At 70.9% G+C, this 18,562-nt stretch carries 20 protein-coding genes and 1 pseudogene; 13 read left to right on the forward strand and 8 right to left on the reverse strand.

Features of this window, described 5'->3' with window-relative positions:
- Window positions 1-41 precede the first annotated feature (41 nt).
- The 3 genes from ABZ642_RS14525 to ABZ642_RS14535 form a co-directional block, all read right to left on the reverse strand.
- Window positions 42-473, reverse strand: coding sequence for a universal stress protein (locus tag ABZ642_RS14525; RefSeq protein ID WP_360483430.1), 432 nt, complete (start codon window positions 471-473; stop codon window positions 42-44).
- Between the two features lie 251 nt (window positions 474-724).
- Window positions 725-1,951: a glycoside hydrolase family 88 protein gene (locus ABZ642_RS14530; RefSeq protein ID WP_360482524.1), complete on the reverse strand. Its 1,227-nt coding sequence runs from the start codon at window positions 1,949-1,951 to the stop codon at window positions 725-727.
- Window positions 1,952-2,188: 237 nt separating this feature from the next.
- Window positions 2,189-3,187: an NADP-dependent oxidoreductase gene (locus tag ABZ642_RS14535; RefSeq protein ID WP_360482527.1), complete on the reverse strand. Its 999-nt coding sequence runs from the start codon at window positions 3,185-3,187 to the stop codon at window positions 2,189-2,191.
- Between the two features lie 334 nt (window positions 3,188-3,521).
- On the opposite strand from ABZ642_RS14535, the gene ABZ642_RS14540 reads away from it, so the two are divergent.
- The 3 genes from ABZ642_RS14540 to ABZ642_RS14550 all read left to right on the forward strand — a co-directional run bounded on the left by ABZ642_RS14540 (window position 3,522) and on the right by ABZ642_RS14550 (window position 5,582).
- Complete coding sequence (locus tag ABZ642_RS14540) at window positions 3,522-4,091, forward strand: helix-turn-helix domain-containing protein (protein WP_360482530.1); 570 nt, start codon at window positions 3,522-3,524, stop codon at window positions 4,089-4,091.
- Window positions 4,092-4,489: 398 nt separating this feature from the next.
- Window positions 4,490-4,765: a hypothetical protein gene (locus ABZ642_RS14545; RefSeq protein ID WP_360482533.1), complete on the forward strand. Its 276-nt coding sequence runs from the start codon at window positions 4,490-4,492 to the stop codon at window positions 4,763-4,765.
- Window positions 4,766-4,784: 19 nt separating this feature from the next.
- Window positions 4,785-5,582, forward strand: a complete 798-nt coding sequence (locus ABZ642_RS14550) for an SDR family oxidoreductase (protein WP_360482536.1) — start codon at window positions 4,785-4,787, stop codon at window positions 5,580-5,582.
- A 202-nt stretch (window positions 5,583-5,784) separates the two neighbouring features.
- Here the strand turns inward: ABZ642_RS14550 and ABZ642_RS14555 are convergent, their stop codons facing one another.
- Window positions 5,785-6,357, reverse strand: a complete 573-nt coding sequence (locus ABZ642_RS14555; RefSeq protein WP_360482539.1) for a helix-turn-helix domain-containing protein — start codon at window positions 6,355-6,357, stop codon at window positions 5,785-5,787.
- 138 nt (window positions 6,358-6,495) lie between these two features.
- Between ABZ642_RS14555 and ABZ642_RS14560 the strand changes: the two genes are divergently transcribed.
- The 3 genes from ABZ642_RS14560 to ABZ642_RS14570 all read left to right on the forward strand — a co-directional run bounded on the left by ABZ642_RS14560 (window position 6,496) and on the right by ABZ642_RS14570 (window position 9,045).
- A complete protein-coding gene (locus ABZ642_RS14560) occupies window positions 6,496-7,314 on the forward strand; it encodes an SDR family NAD(P)-dependent oxidoreductase (RefSeq protein ID WP_360482542.1) in 819 nt (272 codons plus the stop codon).
- 139 nt (window positions 7,315-7,453) lie between these two features.
- The gene (locus ABZ642_RS14565; protein WP_360482545.1) at window positions 7,454-8,443 is read left to right on the forward strand and encodes an aldo/keto reductase; all 990 of its coding nucleotides are present in this window, start codon (window positions 7,454-7,456) and stop codon (window positions 8,441-8,443) included.
- Between the two features lie 368 nt (window positions 8,444-8,811).
- Window positions 8,812-9,045 (forward strand): IclR family transcriptional regulator C-terminal domain-containing protein, encoded by a 234-nt coding sequence (locus tag ABZ642_RS14570; protein ID WP_360482548.1) that lies wholly within the window; start codon window positions 8,812-8,814, stop codon window positions 9,043-9,045.
- Between the two features lie 120 nt (window positions 9,046-9,165).
- On the opposite strand, the gene sigJ is transcribed toward ABZ642_RS14570, so the two are convergent.
- Entirely contained in the window at window positions 9,166-10,107 is a 942-nt protein-coding gene (gene sigJ, locus ABZ642_RS14575) for an RNA polymerase sigma factor SigJ (protein WP_360482551.1), read from the reverse strand.
- Between the two features lie 158 nt (window positions 10,108-10,265).
- Between sigJ and ABZ642_RS14580 the strand changes: the two genes are divergently transcribed.
- Window positions 10,266-10,895 (forward strand): LUD domain-containing protein, encoded by a 630-nt coding sequence (locus ABZ642_RS14580; RefSeq protein ID WP_360482554.1) that lies wholly within the window; start codon window positions 10,266-10,268, stop codon window positions 10,893-10,895.
- 104 nt (window positions 10,896-10,999) lie between these two features.
- Here ABZ642_RS14580 and ABZ642_RS14585 read toward each other — a convergent pair.
- Window positions 11,000-11,335, reverse strand: a pseudogene (locus tag ABZ642_RS14585) (aldehyde dehydrogenase family protein); the annotation flags it as partial.
- Window positions 11,336-11,419: 84 nt separating this feature from the next.
- On the opposite strand from ABZ642_RS14585, the gene ABZ642_RS14590 reads away from it, so the two are divergent.
- Window positions 11,420-12,340 (forward strand): NADP-dependent oxidoreductase, encoded by a 921-nt coding sequence (locus ABZ642_RS14590; RefSeq protein ID WP_360482557.1) that lies wholly within the window; start codon window positions 11,420-11,422, stop codon window positions 12,338-12,340.
- Between the two features lie 50 nt (window positions 12,341-12,390).
- Here ABZ642_RS14590 and ABZ642_RS14595 read toward each other — a convergent pair whose 3' ends face one another.
- Both ABZ642_RS14595 and ABZ642_RS14600 read right to left on the reverse strand, forming a co-directional pair.
- Window positions 12,391-13,116: a class I SAM-dependent methyltransferase gene (locus ABZ642_RS14595; RefSeq protein ID WP_360482559.1), complete on the reverse strand. Its 726-nt coding sequence runs from the start codon at window positions 13,114-13,116 to the stop codon at window positions 12,391-12,393.
- Window positions 13,117-13,149: 33 nt separating this feature from the next.
- The gene (locus ABZ642_RS14600) at window positions 13,150-13,272 is read right to left on the reverse strand and encodes a hypothetical protein (protein WP_360482562.1); all 123 of its coding nucleotides are present in this window, start codon (window positions 13,270-13,272) and stop codon (window positions 13,150-13,152) included.
- A 92-nt stretch (window positions 13,273-13,364) separates the two neighbouring features.
- Here ABZ642_RS14600 and ABZ642_RS14605 point away from each other — a divergent pair, with 92 nt between their 5' ends.
- From ABZ642_RS14605 to ABZ642_RS14625, 5 genes are all read left to right on the forward strand, one after another.
- On the forward strand, window positions 13,365-13,490 hold the full coding sequence (locus tag ABZ642_RS14605; RefSeq protein ID WP_360482565.1) for a hypothetical protein: 126 nt from the start codon (window positions 13,365-13,367) through the stop codon (window positions 13,488-13,490).
- A gap of 226 nt (window positions 13,491-13,716) precedes the next feature.
- Window positions 13,717-13,956 carry a hypothetical protein gene (locus ABZ642_RS14610; protein ID WP_360482568.1) on the forward strand — a complete coding sequence of 80 codons (240 nt, stop codon included), beginning with the start codon at window positions 13,717-13,719 and terminating at the stop codon, window positions 13,954-13,956.
- Window positions 13,957-14,092: 136 nt separating this feature from the next.
- The gene (locus tag ABZ642_RS14615; RefSeq protein WP_360482570.1) at window positions 14,093-16,489 is read left to right on the forward strand and encodes a glycosyl hydrolase family 65 protein; all 2,397 of its coding nucleotides are present in this window, start codon (window positions 14,093-14,095) and stop codon (window positions 16,487-16,489) included.
- A gap of 266 nt (window positions 16,490-16,755) precedes the next feature.
- The gene (locus tag ABZ642_RS14620; protein ID WP_360482573.1) at window positions 16,756-17,703 is read left to right on the forward strand and encodes an ATP-binding cassette domain-containing protein; all 948 of its coding nucleotides are present in this window, start codon (window positions 16,756-16,758) and stop codon (window positions 17,701-17,703) included.
- Entirely contained in the window at window positions 17,700-18,539 is an 840-nt protein-coding gene (locus ABZ642_RS14625; protein WP_360482576.1) for an ABC transporter permease, read from the forward strand. Before ABZ642_RS14620 ends, ABZ642_RS14625 begins: the two co-directional genes overlap by 4 nt.
- The last annotated feature ends 23 nt before the right edge of the window (window positions 18,540-18,562 follow it).

An 18,562-nucleotide genomic window follows, 5' to 3' on the forward strand; every position in this document is an offset into this window, starting at 1 on the left:
CGGACCTCCGTGTCCGCGGCGGCCCCGGGGCTCGCATCCGGTCAGCCCTGGTCCTGGCTCTCCGGGGCGAGCAGGATCGCGGTGTGGGTGTGGTGCGCGACGGCGTCGCTGACCCGCGGGTCGAACAGCGCCTGCGCCGCGCTGCGGTGGTGCGGGCTCAGCACGATGAGATCGGCGCCGAACTCCTCGGCGGTCTCCGAGATGGCGGCGGCGACCTGGGTGGTGAGCCCCCTCAGAAGGGTTCCCTCGGCCTTGACGCCCTGGTCCCGGAGGGCCGTGAGCGCCTCGTCGAGAACGGCCTGGGCCTCGGTGTCATCCTCCAGCGGGACGATCGCGGCGACGGAGGCGGCGGAGGCGATGACGTGCACGACGCGGACCTCGGCGTTCACGAGCTGCGCCAGCTCGCCTGCCAGCCGTACGGCGGAGCGGCGGGCGGGGCTGGGATCGACGGCGACGAGGATGCGCTGGAACACGGACACGGTACTTCCCCTTTCGGGGCGCGGAAGGTCCACTCGGTGGTCTGGGACGCCGGCGGCCGGCGTGACGGCTCGGCGCGTCCGGCGCCGAACGAGTTCTTCCGTCCCCATGGTGTGATCATCTCACCACCGGTCGGCACGAGGGACAGCGGTCCATGTAACGGCCACTGAACTGCGGGAGGCCGACCGGTGCCGGCCCGGCGACCGCACGCGGCTCCTGCGGTCGCCGCGGCCGCGCGCCGTCGCCGTCAGGGCATGGTGAGGTCGATGGCGCGGTCGAGGGCCTGGGGGTGGAGGACCCGGTGGATGCCTTCGAGGAGGTAGTAGTCGGCGTAGGGGAGGGAGACCTCGATGCCGTCCTCGGCGGGCCGGTTGCGGGTGCAGCGGGCGACGACGGCGTCCGCCCGGGTGGAGGCCCTGGTCAGGCAGGTCTGTGCGAGCGCGGTCAGCAGCCGCAGGGCGACGCCGCGGTACTTCTCCTGGCCGGTCGCGGCAGCCAGGTCGAGGAGCCCGCAGGCCATGATGGCTCCGGCGGACGCGTCCTTGATGTCGTGGGGGTGCTGGGGTGCCCGGTAGTCCCAGACGGGCACGTGGTCGGGGGTGAGCACGCCGATGGCGTAGTCGGCGAGACGCGTCGCCGTGGTGAGGAACCGGCGGTCGGCGGTGCGTCGGTAGAGGGTGGTGAACCCGTAGATCCCCCAGGCCTGTCCGCGGGACCAGCAGGAGGTGGGGCTGTAGCCCTGGACGGTGTTCGGGCCGATGGGGGCGCCGGTGGCCGGGTCGAGGTCCCAGACGTGCGGGGTGGAACCGTCGGCCCGCGGGAAGAGGCGCTGGGCGGTCTCGGCGTGGGCGACGGCGATGTCGCGATAGGCGGGGTCGCCGGTCTGCTGCGTGGCGAAGACGAGCAGGTCGAGGTTCATCATCGTGTCCATGATGATGCGCCCGGCGTTGGCGGGGTCGTCCAGCGCGCCCCAGGCGCGCAGGAACCGGCCGCGCGGGTTGTAGCGCCGGCTGAGCGAGTCGGCCGCCTGGATGGCGCCGGTGCGCCACTGGTCGTCTCCGGTCAGGCGCCAGGCGGTGACCCAGGAGGGCGTGAACAGGAAGCCGAGGTCGTGGGTGGTGGTGTCGGTGCGGCGGGGGGCGAGCTTGCGGGCGGAGTCGAGGGCGAGGGTGCGGAACCGGTCGTCGTCGGTGTGGAGCCAGCACATCCACAGGGTGCCGGGCCAGAACCCGCCGACCCAGTCGCCGTTCTGGGAGTAGGTCCACTTCTCGAACTTGGTCACGACGGGGAAGCCGCTGACACCGGGTGCGACGGCGCGGACCTTCTCGACCGCGTAGTCGGCGGCGGCCCTGAGGACTTGCGTGGTGGCGGCCGGCACGTGCCCGGCCTCGGCGTGCGCGGGCAGAGGTGCGCTGGCGTAGGCGGCCGCGGCGCCGCCGGCCGTGGCCAGCACGGCCCGCCGGGAGATGGACATGACTGCCTGCCTCTCCAACTGGACTGAGGTGCACGGGAGTTGAAGGAGTGTGGCATGCAGGCTCGGACCATGTACACCCATGTGCATGATGTTCGCGTATATGAACGCCCTTGCTCGACCAGAGTGTCTGCCGTAGTCGAGGAAGGCGTGGCGCGCCTTCCTCGGGGCGGAGCGCGGCTGACCTCTCGCGGCCAAGGTCGAGCGGCCTCCGAGACGCAACTTGTCAGGTCATGGATCTCAGACGCGGACCATGGTCATGCCGCGGTTCGCGCCGCCCAGGACGCCCACGAGGGCACTGGGTGCCTGCTCCAGCCCGTCGATGACGTGGTAGAACGGCTTGATCCGCCCGTCTTCGAGCCAGGACGAGTAGGCGTGGTCGGCTTCGCCGAACTGGTCGCGGTAGGTGGGGCAGGCGAACCCCTTCATGGTGAGGTCCTTCAGGATCAGGGTGAGAGGCACGCCCTTGGGTCCGCTCATCGGCTTGTCGCTGTCGTACTGCGCCGTGTTGCCGCAGAGCACTATGCGGCCCCCGCGCTTCATGGCGTCCAGCGCGGCTTCGAGGACCGGTCCGCCCGTGTTGTCGAAGAACAGGTCGACGCCCTCGGGGCAGGTCCGCTTCAGCTGCTCGGCCAGGTCGCCGGACTTGTAGTCGATGGTCGCGTCCGCCCCGACTTCCTCTTCCAGCCACGCGCACTTCTCCGGTCCCCCGGCGACGCCGACCACGCGGCAGCCCGCGATCTTGCCGAGCTGGACGACCGCGGATCCGACGCCGCCCGCTGCCGCGGAGACCAGCAGCGTCTCACCGGCGCGCGGCCGGCCGACGTGGAGGAGTCCGAAGTAGGCCGTGTATCCCGTCTGGCCGAGCAGGCCGATGTAGTGCTCCATGGCATGCGCGCCGTCACGTTTGACGAGGTTCTGGGCAGGCAGGGCGGCGTAGTCCTGCCACGGCGACCCCGCCTGCACCACATCTCCGGGCGCGAATCCCGGATCATGGGAACTGACGACCTCACCCACCGCCATGCCGACCATCGGCTGCCCCGCGTGGAGGCCGACTGACCCGTACGTGGGGTTGGCGTGCATGTAGGCCCGGTTGCCCGGCATCACGTTGAAGTACCGGTTGTGAACCAGGACCTCACCGGGACCGGGCTCGGGGATGTCGAGCTTCCGCAGCTCGAAGATGTCCGTCGTCAGCTTGCCTTCCGGCGCCGCTGTATAGATCCACTGCCTGTTCGTCACTGATCCTCCTGGTGGCCTGATGCGTGAGGCGCCACTGTGGCGCGGTCTCCGTCGACGGAAGCCGGAAGGGGCCGGCCGCCGCCGGGGCGTGGCCCTGGCTCCCGAGGGCGGACGTCGCCACCCCGACACAAACGGAGACTCTCTCCGGGTGGCAGCCACCCTAACACCTATCTGGAGACACTCTCCGGATAGCCTCCGGTCGCCCCATTCCCCCTTGCCTGCCGGGGGTCGGCCGGCATCCCAGGTGGCACCCTTCAGGTAGCATTCGGAGACAGGCTCCACTTCTCGTGTGGGGACGGACTTCGCTCGTCGAACGGGCGCCGAGGAGGGTGCTGTGGCCACCGGAGCGGGCGCCCGCCCACTGCGCGCCGACGCGGCGCGCAACCGCCGTGCGGTGATCGAGGCCGCCCGCGACGCGTTCGACCGCGACGGCGTCAACACGTCGCTGGACGACATAGCCCGCGCCGCAGGCGTCGGCCCCGGCACCTTGTACCGCCATTTTCCGAGCAGGGACGAGCTGGTCCTGGCCGTGATCGACGACCGGCTGACCGAGCTGCACCGGCTCGGCGTCGAGCTGCTCGATGAGCCGGATCCGCTGCGGGCGGTCCAGCGTTGGCTGGATGCCTATATCGAGCAGAGCGGCATGTACGAGGGTCTGGCCCGGAGTCTGGTCACCCCTCCGCCGGCCGCTGACGAGCACAGCAGCTGCTGGTTGGCCATCAAGGCAGGCATGGCACTGGTCCGCCGCGCGGCCGAGGCCGGTGTGCTGCGCGCTGACACGGACGCGGCCGACGTGCAGGCCCTGGCCGCGGCTATCGCCTGGGTGGATGGGCAGTCGCCGTCCGACCCGGATCGACGTACCCGGCTGTTGCGCATGATGCTCGACGGAATCCGTCCCCGCTGACGTCGACAGCGTGCGGCATCCGACTGGAGCCGTTCGAGGAGTACCGCGCCGAGCAGTGGTTGGGGGTCGGGTCCTTGGCCACACCGTCCGGTCGAACTCGTGCTCGGCAGCACGGATCCACGAGGGCGCCGATCGGTCGTCGGCCTCGGCGCGCCGTCGACGACCGCGCCGAGGAAGCGGCTCGTGTATTCCGGCCTGCCGGCGCTGCCCCGGCGTTCCGACCAGCGCCGCGAACTCGACCAGCGGCAGACTCACCGTGTCCTCGGTGACCCGGTCGACGAACTCGGGCCGCGTACGACGTTCGACGCCGTCGACTCCTTCCGTTCGATCACCGAGTGGTCGGCCCGGTTCGAGAGCGCGAGACGATTCCGGCCCAACTCCGGCGCGCATTCCAGCTCATGCGGTCGGGCCGGCCCGGACCGATGCTGCTCGAACTGCCCCTTGATGTCGCCGAGGAGGAGATCGACGACGCCCTCCTCGCCTACGAGCCGCCCCGCCGCCACCTCAGCGCCGCCGATCCGGCGGACGTGGAACGGGCGGTCGCCCTGTTGCTGGACGCCGAGCGGCCGGGGATCTACGCCCGGGCGCACTCGCGCGCGAGGAAACGCGAGGGAGAGCCGCCGGGTTGCGGTGCTGAGCCCGATCTAGACTTGCGGTCCAGTACACGTAAGTGACCTGAGAGGCCGTTCTCGCATGGATCTGCAACTCGCCGGAAAGTGCGCGGTCGTCACGGGAGCGAGCCGGGGCATCGGATACGCCGTCGCCCGCGCGCTGGCCGCCGAAGGTGCTGCTGTCGTGCTGGCCGCCAGAGGCGGGGAGGCGCTCGACGCGGCGGCCGCGCGCATCGTCGCCGACGGCGGCCGGGCCCTCGCCGTGGTGACGGACACCACCGACGAGGCCTCCGTGCAAGAGCTGGTTCGGCGTGCGGCCGACGCGTTCGGGAGCGTCGACATCCTCGTCAACTCGGCAGCCACACCTGCCACTTCGGGGTTCGCCGGCGCGCTCGCCGACATCGACGACGACCGGCTGCGGCAGGAGGTGGAGACCAAGGTCCTCGGCTATCTGCGCTGCGTGCGGGCGGTGGCACCGCTGATGACCGCGCGGGGATGGGGGCGCGTCATCAACGTCAGCGGCCTGGCCGCCCGGCAGACCGGTTCGGTGATCGGCTCGGTGCGCAACGTCGCGGTGACGGCGATGACGAAGAACCTGGCGGACGAACTCGGCCCCCAGGGTGTCAATGTCACCGTCGTCCACCCGGGCGCGACGATCACCGAGGCGTCCCCGGCGGTGTTCGCCGCCATGGCGGAGGCGCAGGGTGTCGACGAGGCGGAGGTCGTGCGGCGGCTCTCCTCCGCGGTGAGCATCGGCCGTATGGTCACGGCGGAGGAGATCGCGAACACCGTCGCCTTCCTGGCGTCCCCGCTGAGCGTGGCGGTCAACGGTGAGTCGATCGCGGTCGGCGGCGGCCAGGTCGGGCCGATCCACTACTGATCCGCCGCTGCCCCTGCCACCCGCTGCGAGGCCAGGGCGGCTCCGCGAGGGGGACGTCGTGTGCGCGGGCGGCCTCGGCCACGGCCGCCGCGCCACCGGGATCGACCTGGCCCACGCCGAGGAGGTCTACGTCCGCTTCACCCGGGCGCGGTGAACGGGGGGCGTCGACCGCCTCGGCCGAACCGCGGCGGAGACCGGTGGCTCAGTCGGTGGCCGTGCCGGGGCGTGCCTGGCGGAGGCACTGGTCGAGGCGCTCCAGGAAGTCGTCGAAGGGCTGGTCGTCGGGCCAGGTCTGGTAGGCGGTGTCGGCGGCGGCGAGGGCGAGGTTGACCTGCAGGGTGGCGGTCAGTTCGTCGCCGTGGGCGGTGCGGGCGGCGACCCACTGGCGGAGTTCGGTGAAGAACCGTTCGCCGAAGTTCTGGCCGGACTGGGCGAGGGCGGGGGACTGCGCCTTGAGGCGGCGCTGCATGGGCATGCGGTCCCGCAGGTTCTCCAGGAAGCCCGTGAGGATCGCGGTCAGTGAGTCCCAGAGCGGTTCGTCCGCGGGGCGGTCGGTCATCAGGGTCTGCCAGGCGTGCCGTTCGTCGGGGGCCTGGTCGAAGACGACGGCTTCCTTGCCCGCGAAGTAGTTGAAGAAGGTGGCGCGCGAGACGTTCGCCGCGGCCACGATCTGCTCGACGGTGGTGGCCTCGTAGCCCTGCTCGTCGAACAGCCGCAGCGCGGCCGACCGGATGGCATGCCAGGTCGCGAGCTTTTTGCGCTCCCGCAGGTTCATCGCACCTCTTTCTCCCAGGGACATCGTACGTCCCGGACTCTGGACTCCTCTATTTTTGGACTCGTCTAATTTGTGGGCTACAGTTGCGATCGGCCCCGGGAGGTCCGTCCCGAAAGGCCCATCCCGAAGGAGAACACCATGAGCAAGGTCTGGTTCATCACCGGTACGTCCCGCGGTCTGGGCCGCGCGTTCGCCGAGTCCGCCCTGGAGCGCGGCGACAAGGTCGCCGCGACCGCCAGGAACGTCGCCTCGCTGGACGGCCTCGTCGCCAAGTACGGCGAGGACGCGGTGCTGCCCGTCGCGCTGGACGTCACCGACAGGGCGGCCGTGACCGCCGCGGTGGCCGCCGCGCACGAGAAGTTCGGCCGCCTGGACGTGGTGGTCAACAACGCCGGCTACGGACTCTTCGGCATGGTCGAGGAGATCAGCGAGCAGCAGCTGCGCGACCAGATGGAGACGAACCTCTTCGGCGCCTTCTGGGTCACCCAGGCCGCCCTGCCGGTCATGCGGGCCCAGGGCAGCGGTCACATCGTGCAGATCTCCTCCGCCGGCGGTGTCGTCGCGTTCCCGTCGCTCGGCGGGTACCACGCGTCCAAGTGGGCGCTGGAGGGCTTCAGCGAGGCCCTCGCGCAGGAGGTCGCGGGCGCGGGGATCAAGGTCACCGTGGTCGAGCCGGGCGGCTTCACCACGGACTGGGGCGGCTCCTCCGGCGTGCACGCCGAGCTGAACCCCGCCTACGACGAGGTCCGCGCGGCCATGGCCGCCCGCATGGGAGACGTCCGGTTCGCCGACCCGGCCGATGCCGCCACCGCCCTGCTGCAGATCGTCGACGCCGAGAACCCGCCGCTGCGGGTGCTGTTCGGCACCGAGCCCATCGAGATCATCGCGCCGCTGTACGCCGAGCGTCTGCAGACCTGGGCCGACTGGCAGCATGTCTCCCGAATCGCCCAGGGCTGACCGAGCGCGCATGACAGGTCACGCGAGTGACGGAACCCGTTCCGATTGCTCTCATTTACAGACGCACAAAAGTCACTGAACGTGACATTCGTGCCGTACCGAACGCGGACGAGAACGAAGGAAAGGCTTGGGACACCACATGCGACAGCGCACTCTGCGGGATCTCCAGGTATCGGCCATCGGCCTGGGATGCATGGGCATGTCGGCCTTCTACGGAACGGCGGACCAGGACGAGGGCATCGCGACCATCCGGCGCGCCCTGGACCTTGGTATCGACTTCATCGACACCGCGCAGGTCTACGGACCGCTCACCAACGAGTCCCTGATCGGCGAGGCGATCAAGGGACACCGTGACGAGTACGTGATCGCCACGAAGTTCTACTACCGCATGGACGACGCGGTACCGGGCGACATGAGCTCTGTCGGGGCTCCGGACGGCTCGCCCGAGCATGTCCGCAGCTCCGTGCACGGCTCGCTGGAGCGTCTCGGTACCGACCGCATCGACCTGTACTACCCGCACCGCGTCGACCCCGACGTACCCATCGAGGAAACGGTCGGCGCCCTGGCCGAGCTGGTGGCCGAGGGCAAGGTGCGCCACATCGGGCTGAGCGAGGCCAGTGCGGAGACCATCCGCCGTGCGCATGCCGTCCACCCGATCACGGCCGTGCAGTCCGAGTACTCCCTGTGGACGCGGGACGTGGAGGCCCAGGTGCTGCCCACCTGCCGCGAACTCGGCATCGGCTTCGTGCCCTACTCGCCGCTCGGACGTGGATTCCTGGCCGGCCGCTTCACCTCCCCCGACGAGCTGGACGAGAACGACATGCGTCGCCAGGTCCCGCGCTTCGCGGACGCCCATCTCGACGCGAACCTGCGGCTGGCGGCCAAGGTGCGGGAGATCGCCGAGGAGAAGGACGTGACTCCCGCCCAGCTGGCCATCGCCTGGGTGCTGGCCCAGGGCGAGAACGTCGTCCCGATCCCGGGCACCAAGCGTCGTACGTACCTGGAGCAGAACGCGGGTGCGATCGACGTCGAGCTGACCAAGGAAGACCTGGACCGCATCGACGCCGAACTGCCGAAGGTGGCAGGAGAGCGGTACGACGAGCAGGGCATGCGGACGGTGGAGGACTGACCGACCGCTCGCGTCGGTACCGCTACCGAGGTCAGGGACCGGGCACGGCGGTGGTCCGCGCCGGGTGCTCCGTACCCGCGTAGTCGGGCGGAGCCGCCCAGCCGAGGAGGACTCCGGCCACGGTCGCCGGCGGCCGGGAGTGGATCTTCACGGCGAGGCCTTCTCGACTCCCCGACATGTGGCCATGTCGGCGCCCCCCTTTTCCTTGTAGAACAAGTGCTGCCTCTGCGTGGGCACGGAGACGAAAGCGGCTCCAGGGCTTCACGGACTGACCACTCACCGGGCACGACGGCGGGGCCTGGCCGTGGTTCACCGCGGCGGGCAAAGTGCTGGTCGCCGGGGCGTGTCCGCGGCTTCCGCTGGGCCCGTTGCCCAGGTCCTGGCGCCGGGAGGCCGAGGTGATCCGGGACCGCGGTGCCGCCTTCGACCGGGAGGACGTGGCGGCAGGCGTGTGCTGTGTGGCCGTGCCGGTGCGCGGCCCGAACGGCGCGCCGGCGGCGTCCCTGAGCGTGGTGACCGATCCCGCGCACAGCCTGGAGCGGCTCGTGGGCGCGGTACAGCAGACGGGAAAGACCATCAGCGCGGCCCTGCGCGGCAGGTGAGCCGCTCCCACGGGCCGGAATGTACGGCCGTCCGGAAACCACCTGGAGATCTCGCGTCCGGGGCCGGGTTCCGGCCGCCGGGCGGCGGCGGTGAACGGACCGGCGGCGAGAAGGCGCGGGTCAGCCTGTCGTCGTCCAGTGGCGAAGTTTCTCGGGGTTGCGCACGACCCAGATGTGCGTGATCCGGCCGCCCACTACGTCGAACGCGAACACCGTCACGACGACGCCTTCCTGCACGGCCACCAGACCGGGCTGACCGCTGACCGTACGCTCCAGGAACGCCATGGTGCCGGGCCGGCGACGGGCGATCTCCAGCCAGGCGTACGCGATCTCCGCGCCGCCTTCGATGGGGTGCAGGAAGGTCGCGGCGAGGCCGCCGCCGTCGGCGGTCGCCGTGGCATCGGGGTCGAGCAGGCCGATGAGCGCGTCGAGGTCCTGGGCCTCCCATGCCCGCCTGAAGTCCCTGACGACTCCGGCGCGCTCGGCCGCCGCAGTCGCGGAAGGCCGCGCGGCCCGGACCCGGCGGCGGGCCGAGGAGGCCAGCTGACGGCATGCCGCCGGGGTACGCCCCACGATCTCGGCCACCTCGGCGAAGGAGTGGCAGAAGACGTCGTGGAGGACGAACGCGACCCGTTCGGCCGGGGTCATCGATTCGAGCACGACCAGGAACGCCAGGCTGACCGACTCGTCCAGGGTGACCCGTTCGGCCGGGTCGGCGGTGGTGCCGCCGGGCCGTCCGGTGGTCCACTCCGCGTGTTCGGGCAGCGGCTCGGGGAGCCACTCGCCCACGTAGGTCTCTCGCCGGACCCGGGCGGAACCGAGCACGTTGAGGCAGATGCGGCCGGCGACCGTCGTCAGCCAGGCACCGGGGGACTCGATGGCGTCCCGCTGTCGCGGGGACAGCGCGTACCAGCGGGTGTAGGTCTCCTGGACGGCGTCCTCGGCTTCGGCCAGGGAGCCCAGGAGCCGGTAGGCGATGTTCATCAGCTGTCGCCGCTCGCTCATGATCGCGTCCAGGCCCGGATCGGCCTGTCCGTGTCCTTGCCCGGATCGGGTGGTCATGGTGCCGACGGCTCCCTCGGTCGCAGCTGTCCTCATCGGTTCGACAAGACAGCGCACCGGAATGTGAGGCCCGACCGCCGCCTCACATTCCGCCGGGCTGTGTTGTCGAACCGATGAGACGAACACATCATCCAGCGAACAGGAAGCCCGGAGAGACCATGACCACCCCGATACCGGCAACACAGTTCACCGACCCGGCGCCCGAGCAGCGACTGGAACGGGCGGCCGCGGCGCTGACCGCGCACGGCTTCACCGTGGAGATCCTCGACGACGCCGCCGCCGCGCGCACCCGTGTCAAGGATCTGATACCGGAGGGCGCCCGCGTGTTCACCGCGGCCAGCGAGACCCTCCGCCTGTCCGGCATCGACGAGGACATCAACGCGGGCGGACGGTACCAGGCCGTCAAGCCACGCGTCCTGGCCATGGACCGCGTCACCGGCGCCGACGACATCCGGCGGCTGCTCGCCGGTCCCGACGTCATCGTGGGCAGCGTCGCCGCGCTCACCGAAACCGGCTCCCTCGTGGTCGCCTCGGGCAGCGGGAGCCAGCTGCCCGGCTACGCCGGCGGCGCGGGCCGGGCGATCTGGATCGTCGGTGCGCAGAAGGTGGTACCCGACCTGGACACCGCGCTGCGCCGCGTCGAGGACCACTGCCTCCCGCTGGAGAGCGCCCGCACCCGGGAAGCCTACGGATGGCCGAGTGCCGTCAACCGGCTCCTCATCCTCAACGCGGAACACCAGGCCGGACGCGGCACCGTCCTGCTGCTCCGCGAAGCCATCGGATTCTGAACCAGCAGCAGCCGTCTCACCCCTGCGCCGCACAAGCCTGTGAGCCGGGCGGGCCCCTCCTCGGTACAGCCTGGCGGAGGGGTGTGCACACGGCCCGCGGCGGGGACGGACAGGACCGGGCCGAAGATCTCCTCCTGGACGATCCGCGTGCCCGGAGTGACCCGGTCGAAGAGGGGCGGCTCGACGAAGTGGCCGTTCCGGTAAGGCTCTTCGGGCCGGAGTCGGGATACTCCTGGCCGGGCGAACGGGGCAGCACGCCGTGGTCGCCGCCCGCGTCGACCGCAGACGGGACCGCGCACAGGTTGGGCACCGTGACGGTGGCGCGGGCGGCGACCGGATGGTTCCGCGACCTGACCTCGGGGGCGTCGCCGAGTGGCGGCGAGCCACCCGAATGGCGAGGATGCAGCCAGGAGCACGGGAGACAGCAGGGGCCTGCGCATGCGAACGCCAAGGCCCGGGGGCGCCCCGAGCACCGACTACTCGGTGGCCGCTCGGACGAGACGGTGCAGACAGGAGGAACACTCATGCAAGCCGTCACCGTCACCGACCGCGACGCCGGAGTCAGCGGGCTGACCCTGACCGACCTGCCCTATCCCCATGCCGCGGAGAACGACGTCATCGTGCGGGTGCATGCCGCGGGATTCACCCGGGGAGAGCTCGCCTGGCCCGGAACATGGACCGACCGCGCCGGCCGCGACCGAACGCCGAGCGTGCCCGGGCACGAGGTCTCGGGTGTCGTGGCGGAACTCGGATACGGAACCACCGGTCTCACGGTCGGCCAGCGCGTCTTCGGGCTGACCGACTGGGCCCGCAACGGCTCGCTGGCCGAGTACGTCGCCGTGGAGGCCCGTAACCTGGCCCCGCTGCCCGCGGACGTCGACCACACGGTGGCGGCCGCGTTGCCGATCTCCGGTCTGACGGCCTGGCAGGGCCTGTTCGACCACGCGCGGATCGTGACCGGCCAGACCGTCCTGATCCACGGCGCCGCGGGGAGCGTCGGTTCACTCGCGGTGCAGCTCGCGCGGGAGGCCGGAACCCGCGTGATCGGCACCGGCCGCCCCGCCGACCGGGACACCGTCCTCGCGCTCGGCGCGCACGCGTTCCTGGACCTCGACGCCGGTCGGCCGGTGGACGCCGGTGAGGTCGACGTGGTGTTCGACGTGATCGGCGGAGACGTCCTCGACCGTTCCGCCGCGCTGGTGCGGGCGGGCGGCACGCTCGTCTCCATCGCCCAGCCGCCGACGGTCCGGCCCGAGGACGGCCGGGCGTTGTTCTTCGTCGTGGAACCCGACCGGGCACGCCTCGCGGATCTGGCGCAGCGGCTCCGGGACGGACGCCTCCAGGTGCGGGTCGGCGCGGTCCGGCCGCTGACCGAGGCGGCGGCGGCCTTCGCCCCCGATCGACGCGTCCCCGGCCGGACGGTCATCCGGATCGCCGGGGACTGAGTCCGCAGTCCGTACGAGACTCGATCTCGACCGCTGTGGGTCGTCGAAGGTCACGGACGGCGTGCCACGAAGACGAACTCCCTTCCTGGCCGGTCAGGGGCGTCGCGGACCTCCTCGACCACATAGCCCTGCGTGACCAAGTCCCTTTCGACCTCGGCCCGTTCTCGGAAACGCAACGTCGAATCCGACGTCAGCACCTGTTCGTCCGCAGCGAAGCCGTAGGTCGAGCGGAAGGTCACCAGAGGCCGGCTCACCTCGATCAGCTGGACCCAGCTCTCGACGGCGCCGACGCCCGGGATCTCCGTCACGCGGTAGGAGTGCTGGCGGGTCCACTCCTCCCAGGCGCGTCGGGCCGGATCGCGGGTCTCGAAGACCAGACGCCCGCCGGGTCGTAGCGCTTCGTAGGCTCCGCGCAGCGTCTTCTGCCACGTCCGTGGGTCGACGATGGCCTGGGCGACGTTCGCGGTCATCGTCGCGAGGTCGACCCGCAGCGGCGGCAGGTCGGTCGCATCACCCCGGATCCAGCGCACTCGCTCATTTCCCGGCTTGGCCCGAGCGACATCGATGGACGCCGAGGCAGGATCGACACCGACGACCTCGACCCCCCGGTCGGCCAGGAGAAGTGCGAACACTCCCGTGCCGCAGCCGATGTCCAGGACGTGACGCGCCCCGAACTCCTCTGCCATCCCGAGGTAGGCGTCGAGATCGCTCCGGTCGGGGTCGAGGGGATCGTAGATCGCGGCGAGCCGTGGATGTCCGAAACACTCGTCAGCCATCTGGAGAACGTATGCGGAACCGGGCCCGGGCAGCTACTTCTTATCCATGAGGGGCAGGTCCAGGGCCTGGTCGGCCTTGTCGACGACGTCGTGATCGGGAGTGTCCGTGCCGCTGACAACTCGTGGGACGCGGATGGACCAACGCTGCTCCACCATAGGGATTAAGCGTTCTGTATCGCAGGTGAGTCGTGACCACTTCCGCCCCTGCGGATTCCTGGCGCGGCGACGCTGTGGGAGCACCGGCTTCAGTGCTCGTCCCGGCGGTGGGCAAGGGCCGCGACTACATGTGGATCGGCGCGGTCGACGGCGTGCGCATCAACCGGACCGTCTACGACTTCGAGGCCGGCGGAGTCAGAACCCGCAGGGTCGGCTGAGCGAGACACCCGGTATCGGCGGCGTCTGGCAGTCCCGTCGCCTGCCGCCAGTGCCTGCACCAACTGGCCGTGCGCGTGCCGCGGTCCGTCTCGTACCTCACCACATGCGCCGACGCGCCGGCCGGCGCCGTGGCCGCCGTGCGTGTCTCGACCGAGCGGGTGCCTTCCGGCGTGCCGGGCGGTGCGTGCGGAGCGTCGGCCGTGGGCACCACCTAGCCTCGACGCCGTGCTCACCCGGACCGTGAAGGTACGTGCGGCTGCCCGGAACACGGTGTTCGACGAATATCTCCGCACCCGCGTCACAAGCGAGGCGACTGACTTGGTGCCCTTCGAGGCGGTGGACGACCACGGCGGACACAGGGACGGCCGGCTCCGCGGGGACGGGGCGTCCGGGCCTGTCGCCGCGCGCGGCGTCCACCTGCCCGACGGCATGCCGGACGACTCGTGGGAGGTGCGGAACGCGTGAACGGACGGGGTACGCGAAAGAGCAGCCCGGTGCGGCGCCGGATCCGGGGCGTCGACCGGGGCGGCCGGGCGGGCCGGTCGCACAGACACGGGGCGGACCTCGTGGTCCGCGGTCCGGCCGAGATCCTGGAGTCGCGGTGATCACTCATCCCAGTTTCACGGTGGAGCCATGGTGCCTGCGTGAAAACGAACTGAACCTGGACCTGCTCGCCCAGAGCGAGTCGGTGTTCGCTCTGTCCAACGGACACATCGGATGGCGGGGCAACCTCGACGAGGGGGAGCCCCACGGGCTGCCCGGTGCTTATCTCAACGGCGTGTTCGAGCGGCATCCCCTGCCCTACGCGGAGGCCGGCTACGGGTATCCCGAGTCCGGCCAGACGATGATCAACATCACCGACGGCAAGATCATCCGGCTGCTGGTCGACGACCACCCGTACGATCTGCGCTACGGCCGGCTGCTGGAGCACGAGCGGGTGCTGGACTTCCGTACCGGTGTGCTCAGCCGTACCGCACGGTGGATGTCTCCCGGCGGCCGTACGGTCCGCATCACCTCGCGGCGGCTGGTGTCCTTCACCCAGCGGGCGGTGGCCGCCATTGTGTACGAGGTCGAGCCGGTCGACGGACCGGTCACGGTGGCCGTGCAGTCCGAACTCGTCGCGAACGAACAACTGCCGAGCCTGCAGGGCGATCCGCGCGTCGCCGCGGCGATCGAGTCCCCGCTGATGGCGGAGGAGAGCTTCGCGCAGGGCACCCGGCTGCGGCTGGTGCACTGCACCGACCGCAGCGCGCTACGGGTGGGAGCGGCGGCCGACCATCTGGTCGAAGGGCCGGAGAGTACCCGCTGGACGGCACAGAGCGAGCCCGACGTCAGTCGACTGACGGTGACGGCGGACCTGGCGCCCGGGCAGCCGCTGCGGCTGTTCAAGTTCGTGGCCTACGGCTGGTCGGCGGAGCGTTCGCTGTCGGCCGTGCACGATCAGGTGGACGGAGCGGTGGCGGCCGCGGTCAGCGCCGGCTGGGACGGGCTGGTGGCGGGGCAGCGGGCGTATCTGGACGAGTTCTGGGCCGGAGCGGACGTGGAGGTGGAGGGCGACGCGCAGATCCAGCAGGCGGTGCGGTTCGCGCTCTTCCACGTGCTCCAGGCGGCCGCCCGGGGCGAGAACCGGGCGATCCCCGCGAAGGGGCTGACCGGCACCGGGTACGACGGGCACTCCTTCTGGGACACCGAGTCCTACGTGCTGCCGGTACTGACGTTCACCGCACCGGAGGCCGTCGCGTCGGCGCTGCGCTGGCGGCACAGAATGCTGCCGGCGGCGCGGGAACGCGCCCGTGAGCTGAACCTCGCGGGGGCGATGTTCCCCTGGCGGACGATCGACGGTTCGGAGTCGTCCGCCTACTGGCCGGCCGGGACGGCTGCCTTCCACATCAACGCGGACATCGCCATGGCGGCCGTCCGATACGTCATGGTCACCGGAGACGAGGAGTTCGAGCGGAACGAGGGCCTCGACCTCCTCGTCGACACCGCCCGGCTGTGGCGTCGCCTCGGCCACCACGACGCCGACGGTGTCTTCCACATCGACGGCGTCACCGGACCCGACGAGTACAGCGCGATCGCGCGGGACAACCTGTACACCAACCTGGTGGCCCGGCAGAACCTGATGGCCGCCGCGGACGTGGCCGCGCGTTATCCGGACCGGGCCGAGGAACTCGGTGTCGACGACGAGGAGACCGCCGGCTGGCGCGAGGCCGCGGCCCGTATGGCGATGCCGTACAACGAGACCCTTGGCGTGCACGAACAGTCGGCCGGATTCACCGACTTCCAGCACTGGGACTTCGACGCCACCCCACCCGAGCACTACCCGCTCCTCCTGCACTACCCCTACTTCGACCTGTACCGCAAGCAGGTGGTGAAGCAGGCCGACGTGGTACTGGCGATGCTGCAGTGCCCGTACGCCTTCACCGACGATGAGAAGGTACGCAACTTCGCCTACTACGAGGCGCTGACCGTCCGTGACTCCTCCCTGTCGGCGTGCTGCCAGGCGGTGCTCGCGGCCGAGACCGGGCATCTGCGGCTGGCCTACGCCTACCTCGCCGAGGCCGCGCTGATGGACCTCGACGACCTGGAGCACAACACCCGTGACGGTCTCCACATCGCCTCCCTCGCCGGGACCTGGCTCGCCCTGGTCGGCGGCTTCGGCGGCCTGCGGCGACACCTTGACGACGACGGGAAGCCGGGCCTGCTCGGGTTCGCACCGCGCCTGCCCGAAGCGCTGTCCAGGGTGGCCTTCACGGTGCAGACACACGGACGGAGGCTGAAGGTCGACATCGGGCGGACCCGTGCGCGCTACCGGCTGGTGGAAGGCGAACCGCTGACCGTGCTCCATTTCGGGGAGCCGCTGACCGTGAGCGTCGATGAGCCGGTGGACCGGCAAGTCCCGCCCGGCTCCGTCCGCCCCGAGCCCCAGCAGCCGCGCGGCCGCCGCCCGGAGGGCCTGCCGAGCGAGGAGGAGCCCCACGAAGAGACACCGGACTGACCTCGCCCGTTCGCCATCCGGTGAACGGGCGTGAGGGGACGGTCGTCGACGACGTGCTCCGCGGTCTGATCCGCACGATGGCACTCCCCGCCTGGACGCATCCTGAACAGCGCGCGCGCAACGTCGGCAGGTAGTACCGCGGTACGACCCGACGCGCGCGGATCAGTCCCCGGTACCACCGAATCGGGGTGTTTCGGATCCTAGCGTGGTGGGTGAGGCGTCAGGGGCAACGGACGGGCGCCGGTGTCCGACAGGAAGAGACGCGCATGATCGAGGCACAGCAGCTGACCAAGAGGTACGGCGAGAAGACGGCCGTCGACCGGTTGGACTTCACCGTCGAGCCGGGCACGGTGACCGGGTTCCTGGGGCCCAACGGTGCGGGAAAGTCCACGACCATGCGCATGATCGTCGGGCTGGACGCACCGACGAGCGGGACCGTGCGGGTCAACGGCCGGCACTACGCCCGGCACCACGCGCCCCTCCAAGAGGTCGGCGCCCTCCTGGAGGCCAAGTCGATCCACCCGGGCCGCTCCGCCCACAACCACCTGCGGGCGCTCGCACTGACGCACGGGATTCCCGCCAGCCGGGTCGACGAGGTCATCGACCTCGCGGGACTGGGCAGCGTGGCGAAGAACCGGGCCGGTGCCTTCTCGCTCGGCATGGGCCAGCGGCTCGGCATCGCCGCGGCCCTGCTGGGCGATCCGCAGACGGTCATGCTGGACGAGCCGGTCAACGGGCTGGACCCGGAGGGCGTGCTCTGGATCCGCAACCTGCTGAAGGCACTCGCCGGGGAGGGCCGGACGGTGTTCGTCTCGTCCCACCTGATGAGCGAGATGGCCCTGGTGGCGGACCATCTCATCATCGTGGGCCGCGGCCGGCTGCTGGCCGACACCACCGTGCGGGACCTCGTCCGCGAGGCGGGCGGCGACACGGTGAAGGTGGCCACACAGGACCCGGCACGGCTGCGGGAGGTGCTGGCCGGTCCCGGAGTCGACATCACGGGCCGGTCCGGCTCCGAGGAGCTTCAGGTGACCGGGCTGAGCGCCCGCGAGATCGGCCTCAAGGCCGCCGAGCACGGGATCGCGCTGTTCGAACTGTCCGCGCGGACGGTGTCGTTGGAGGAGGCGTTCATGAACCTGACCAGGGATGCCGTGGAGTACCAGGGTTCCACGGCCGGCATCGAGACCCCCGTGGCCGACAGGAGGGCGGCATGAGCACCGTCACCGCGCCCGTCGAGACGCCCCCGGCCGCTCCTGCCCGCCCCGCCTACCGGGTGACCGGACGGCGCGTGCTGGCCTCGGAGTGGGCCAAACTGTGGTCGCTGCGCTCGACATGGATCACCCTCGGCCTCGGCCTGCTGTTCCTCGTCGCCTTCGGGCTGATCGCCGCGAGCCGCTACAAGTCCGGCTACGGCTCCGGCCACCTGGACCGGGACTTCGCGCAGTCCACCGCCGTGCGCCTGTCCCTGTTCGGCACCAACTTCGCCCAGCTCGCCCTCGGCGTGCTCGGCGTGCTGGTCACGGCGGGGGAGTACTCCACCGGCATGATCCGCTCCACCATGGCGGCCGTACCGCGCCGGCTGCCCGTGCTGTGGTCCAAGGCGGCCGTGTTCGGGCTGGTCGCGCTGGTCGTCGGCACCCTCGGCGCGTTCGTCGCCTTCGGGTTCGGCAGCTCCATCGTCTCCGGCACGCCCGCCGCGATGAGCCTGACGCACGCGGGCGTCGTACGCAGCCTGCTGGGCGCCGGACTCTACCTCGGCCTGGTCGGGGTGATCGGCACCGCCCTGGGCGCACTGCTGCGGTCGGTGGCCGGCGGCATCTCGGTGCTGGTCGCCACACTGATGCTGATCCCGGGGCTGATCTCCCTGCTGCCCAGTTCCTGGCAGGACGACATCAGCCCCTACCTGCCGAGCAACGCGGGCGAGTCGATGTTCGCGCTGACCCACGACAGCACCACCCTGTCTCCCGCCGCGGGACTGCTGGTCTTCCTCGGCTGGACGGCGCTCGCCCTGGCGGGAGCGGCGTACCGGCTGGTGCGCAGCGACGTCTGACGGCCCGCACCATGGGCAGGTGA

It is taken from the genome of Streptomyces sp. NPDC007157, from assembly GCF_040634235.1.
Lineage (GTDB): Bacteria > Actinomycetota > Actinomycetes > Streptomycetales > Streptomycetaceae > Streptomyces.

Bases quoted from the DNA above. Each gene is read 5' to 3' on its own strand.
- ABZ642_RS14530 (WP_360482524.1), bottom strand. From the start codon at position 1,951: ATGTCCATCTCCCGGCGGGCCGTGCTGGCCACGGCCGGCGGCGCCGCG.
- ABZ642_RS14545 (WP_360482533.1), top strand. From the start codon at position 4,490: ATGCGGTCGGGCCGGCCCGGACCGATGCTGCTCGAACTGCCCCTTGAT.
- ABZ642_RS14550 (WP_360482536.1), top strand. From the start codon at position 4,785: ATGGATCTGCAACTCGCCGGAAAGTGCGCGGTCGTCACGGGAGCGAGC.
- ABZ642_RS14555 (WP_360482539.1), bottom strand. From the start codon at position 6,357: ATGAACCTGCGGGAGCGCAAAAAGCTCGCGACCTGGCATGCCATCCGG.
- ABZ642_RS14560 (WP_360482542.1), top strand. From the start codon at position 6,496: ATGAGCAAGGTCTGGTTCATCACCGGTACGTCCCGCGGTCTGGGCCGC.
- ABZ642_RS14565 (WP_360482545.1), top strand. From the start codon at position 7,454: ATGCGACAGCGCACTCTGCGGGATCTCCAGGTATCGGCCATCGGCCTG.
- sigJ (WP_360482551.1), bottom strand. From the start codon at position 10,107: ATGACCACCCGATCCGGGCAAGGACACGGACAGGCCGATCCGGGCCTG.
- ABZ642_RS14580 (WP_360482554.1), top strand. From the start codon at position 10,266: ATGACCACCCCGATACCGGCAACACAGTTCACCGACCCGGCGCCCGAG.
- ABZ642_RS14590 (WP_360482557.1), top strand. From the start codon at position 11,420: ATGCAAGCCGTCACCGTCACCGACCGCGACGCCGGAGTCAGCGGGCTG.
- ABZ642_RS14595 (WP_360482559.1), bottom strand. From the start codon at position 13,116: ATGGCTGACGAGTGTTTCGGACATCCACGGCTCGCCGCGATCTACGAT.
- ABZ642_RS14600 (WP_360482562.1), bottom strand. From the start codon at position 13,272: ATGGTGGAGCAGCGTTGGTCCATCCGCGTCCCACGAGTTGTCAGCGGC.
- ABZ642_RS14620 (WP_360482573.1), top strand. From the start codon at position 16,756: ATGATCGAGGCACAGCAGCTGACCAAGAGGTACGGCGAGAAGACGGCC.
- ABZ642_RS14625 (WP_360482576.1), top strand. From the start codon at position 17,700: ATGAGCACCGTCACCGCGCCCGTCGAGACGCCCCCGGCCGCTCCTGCC.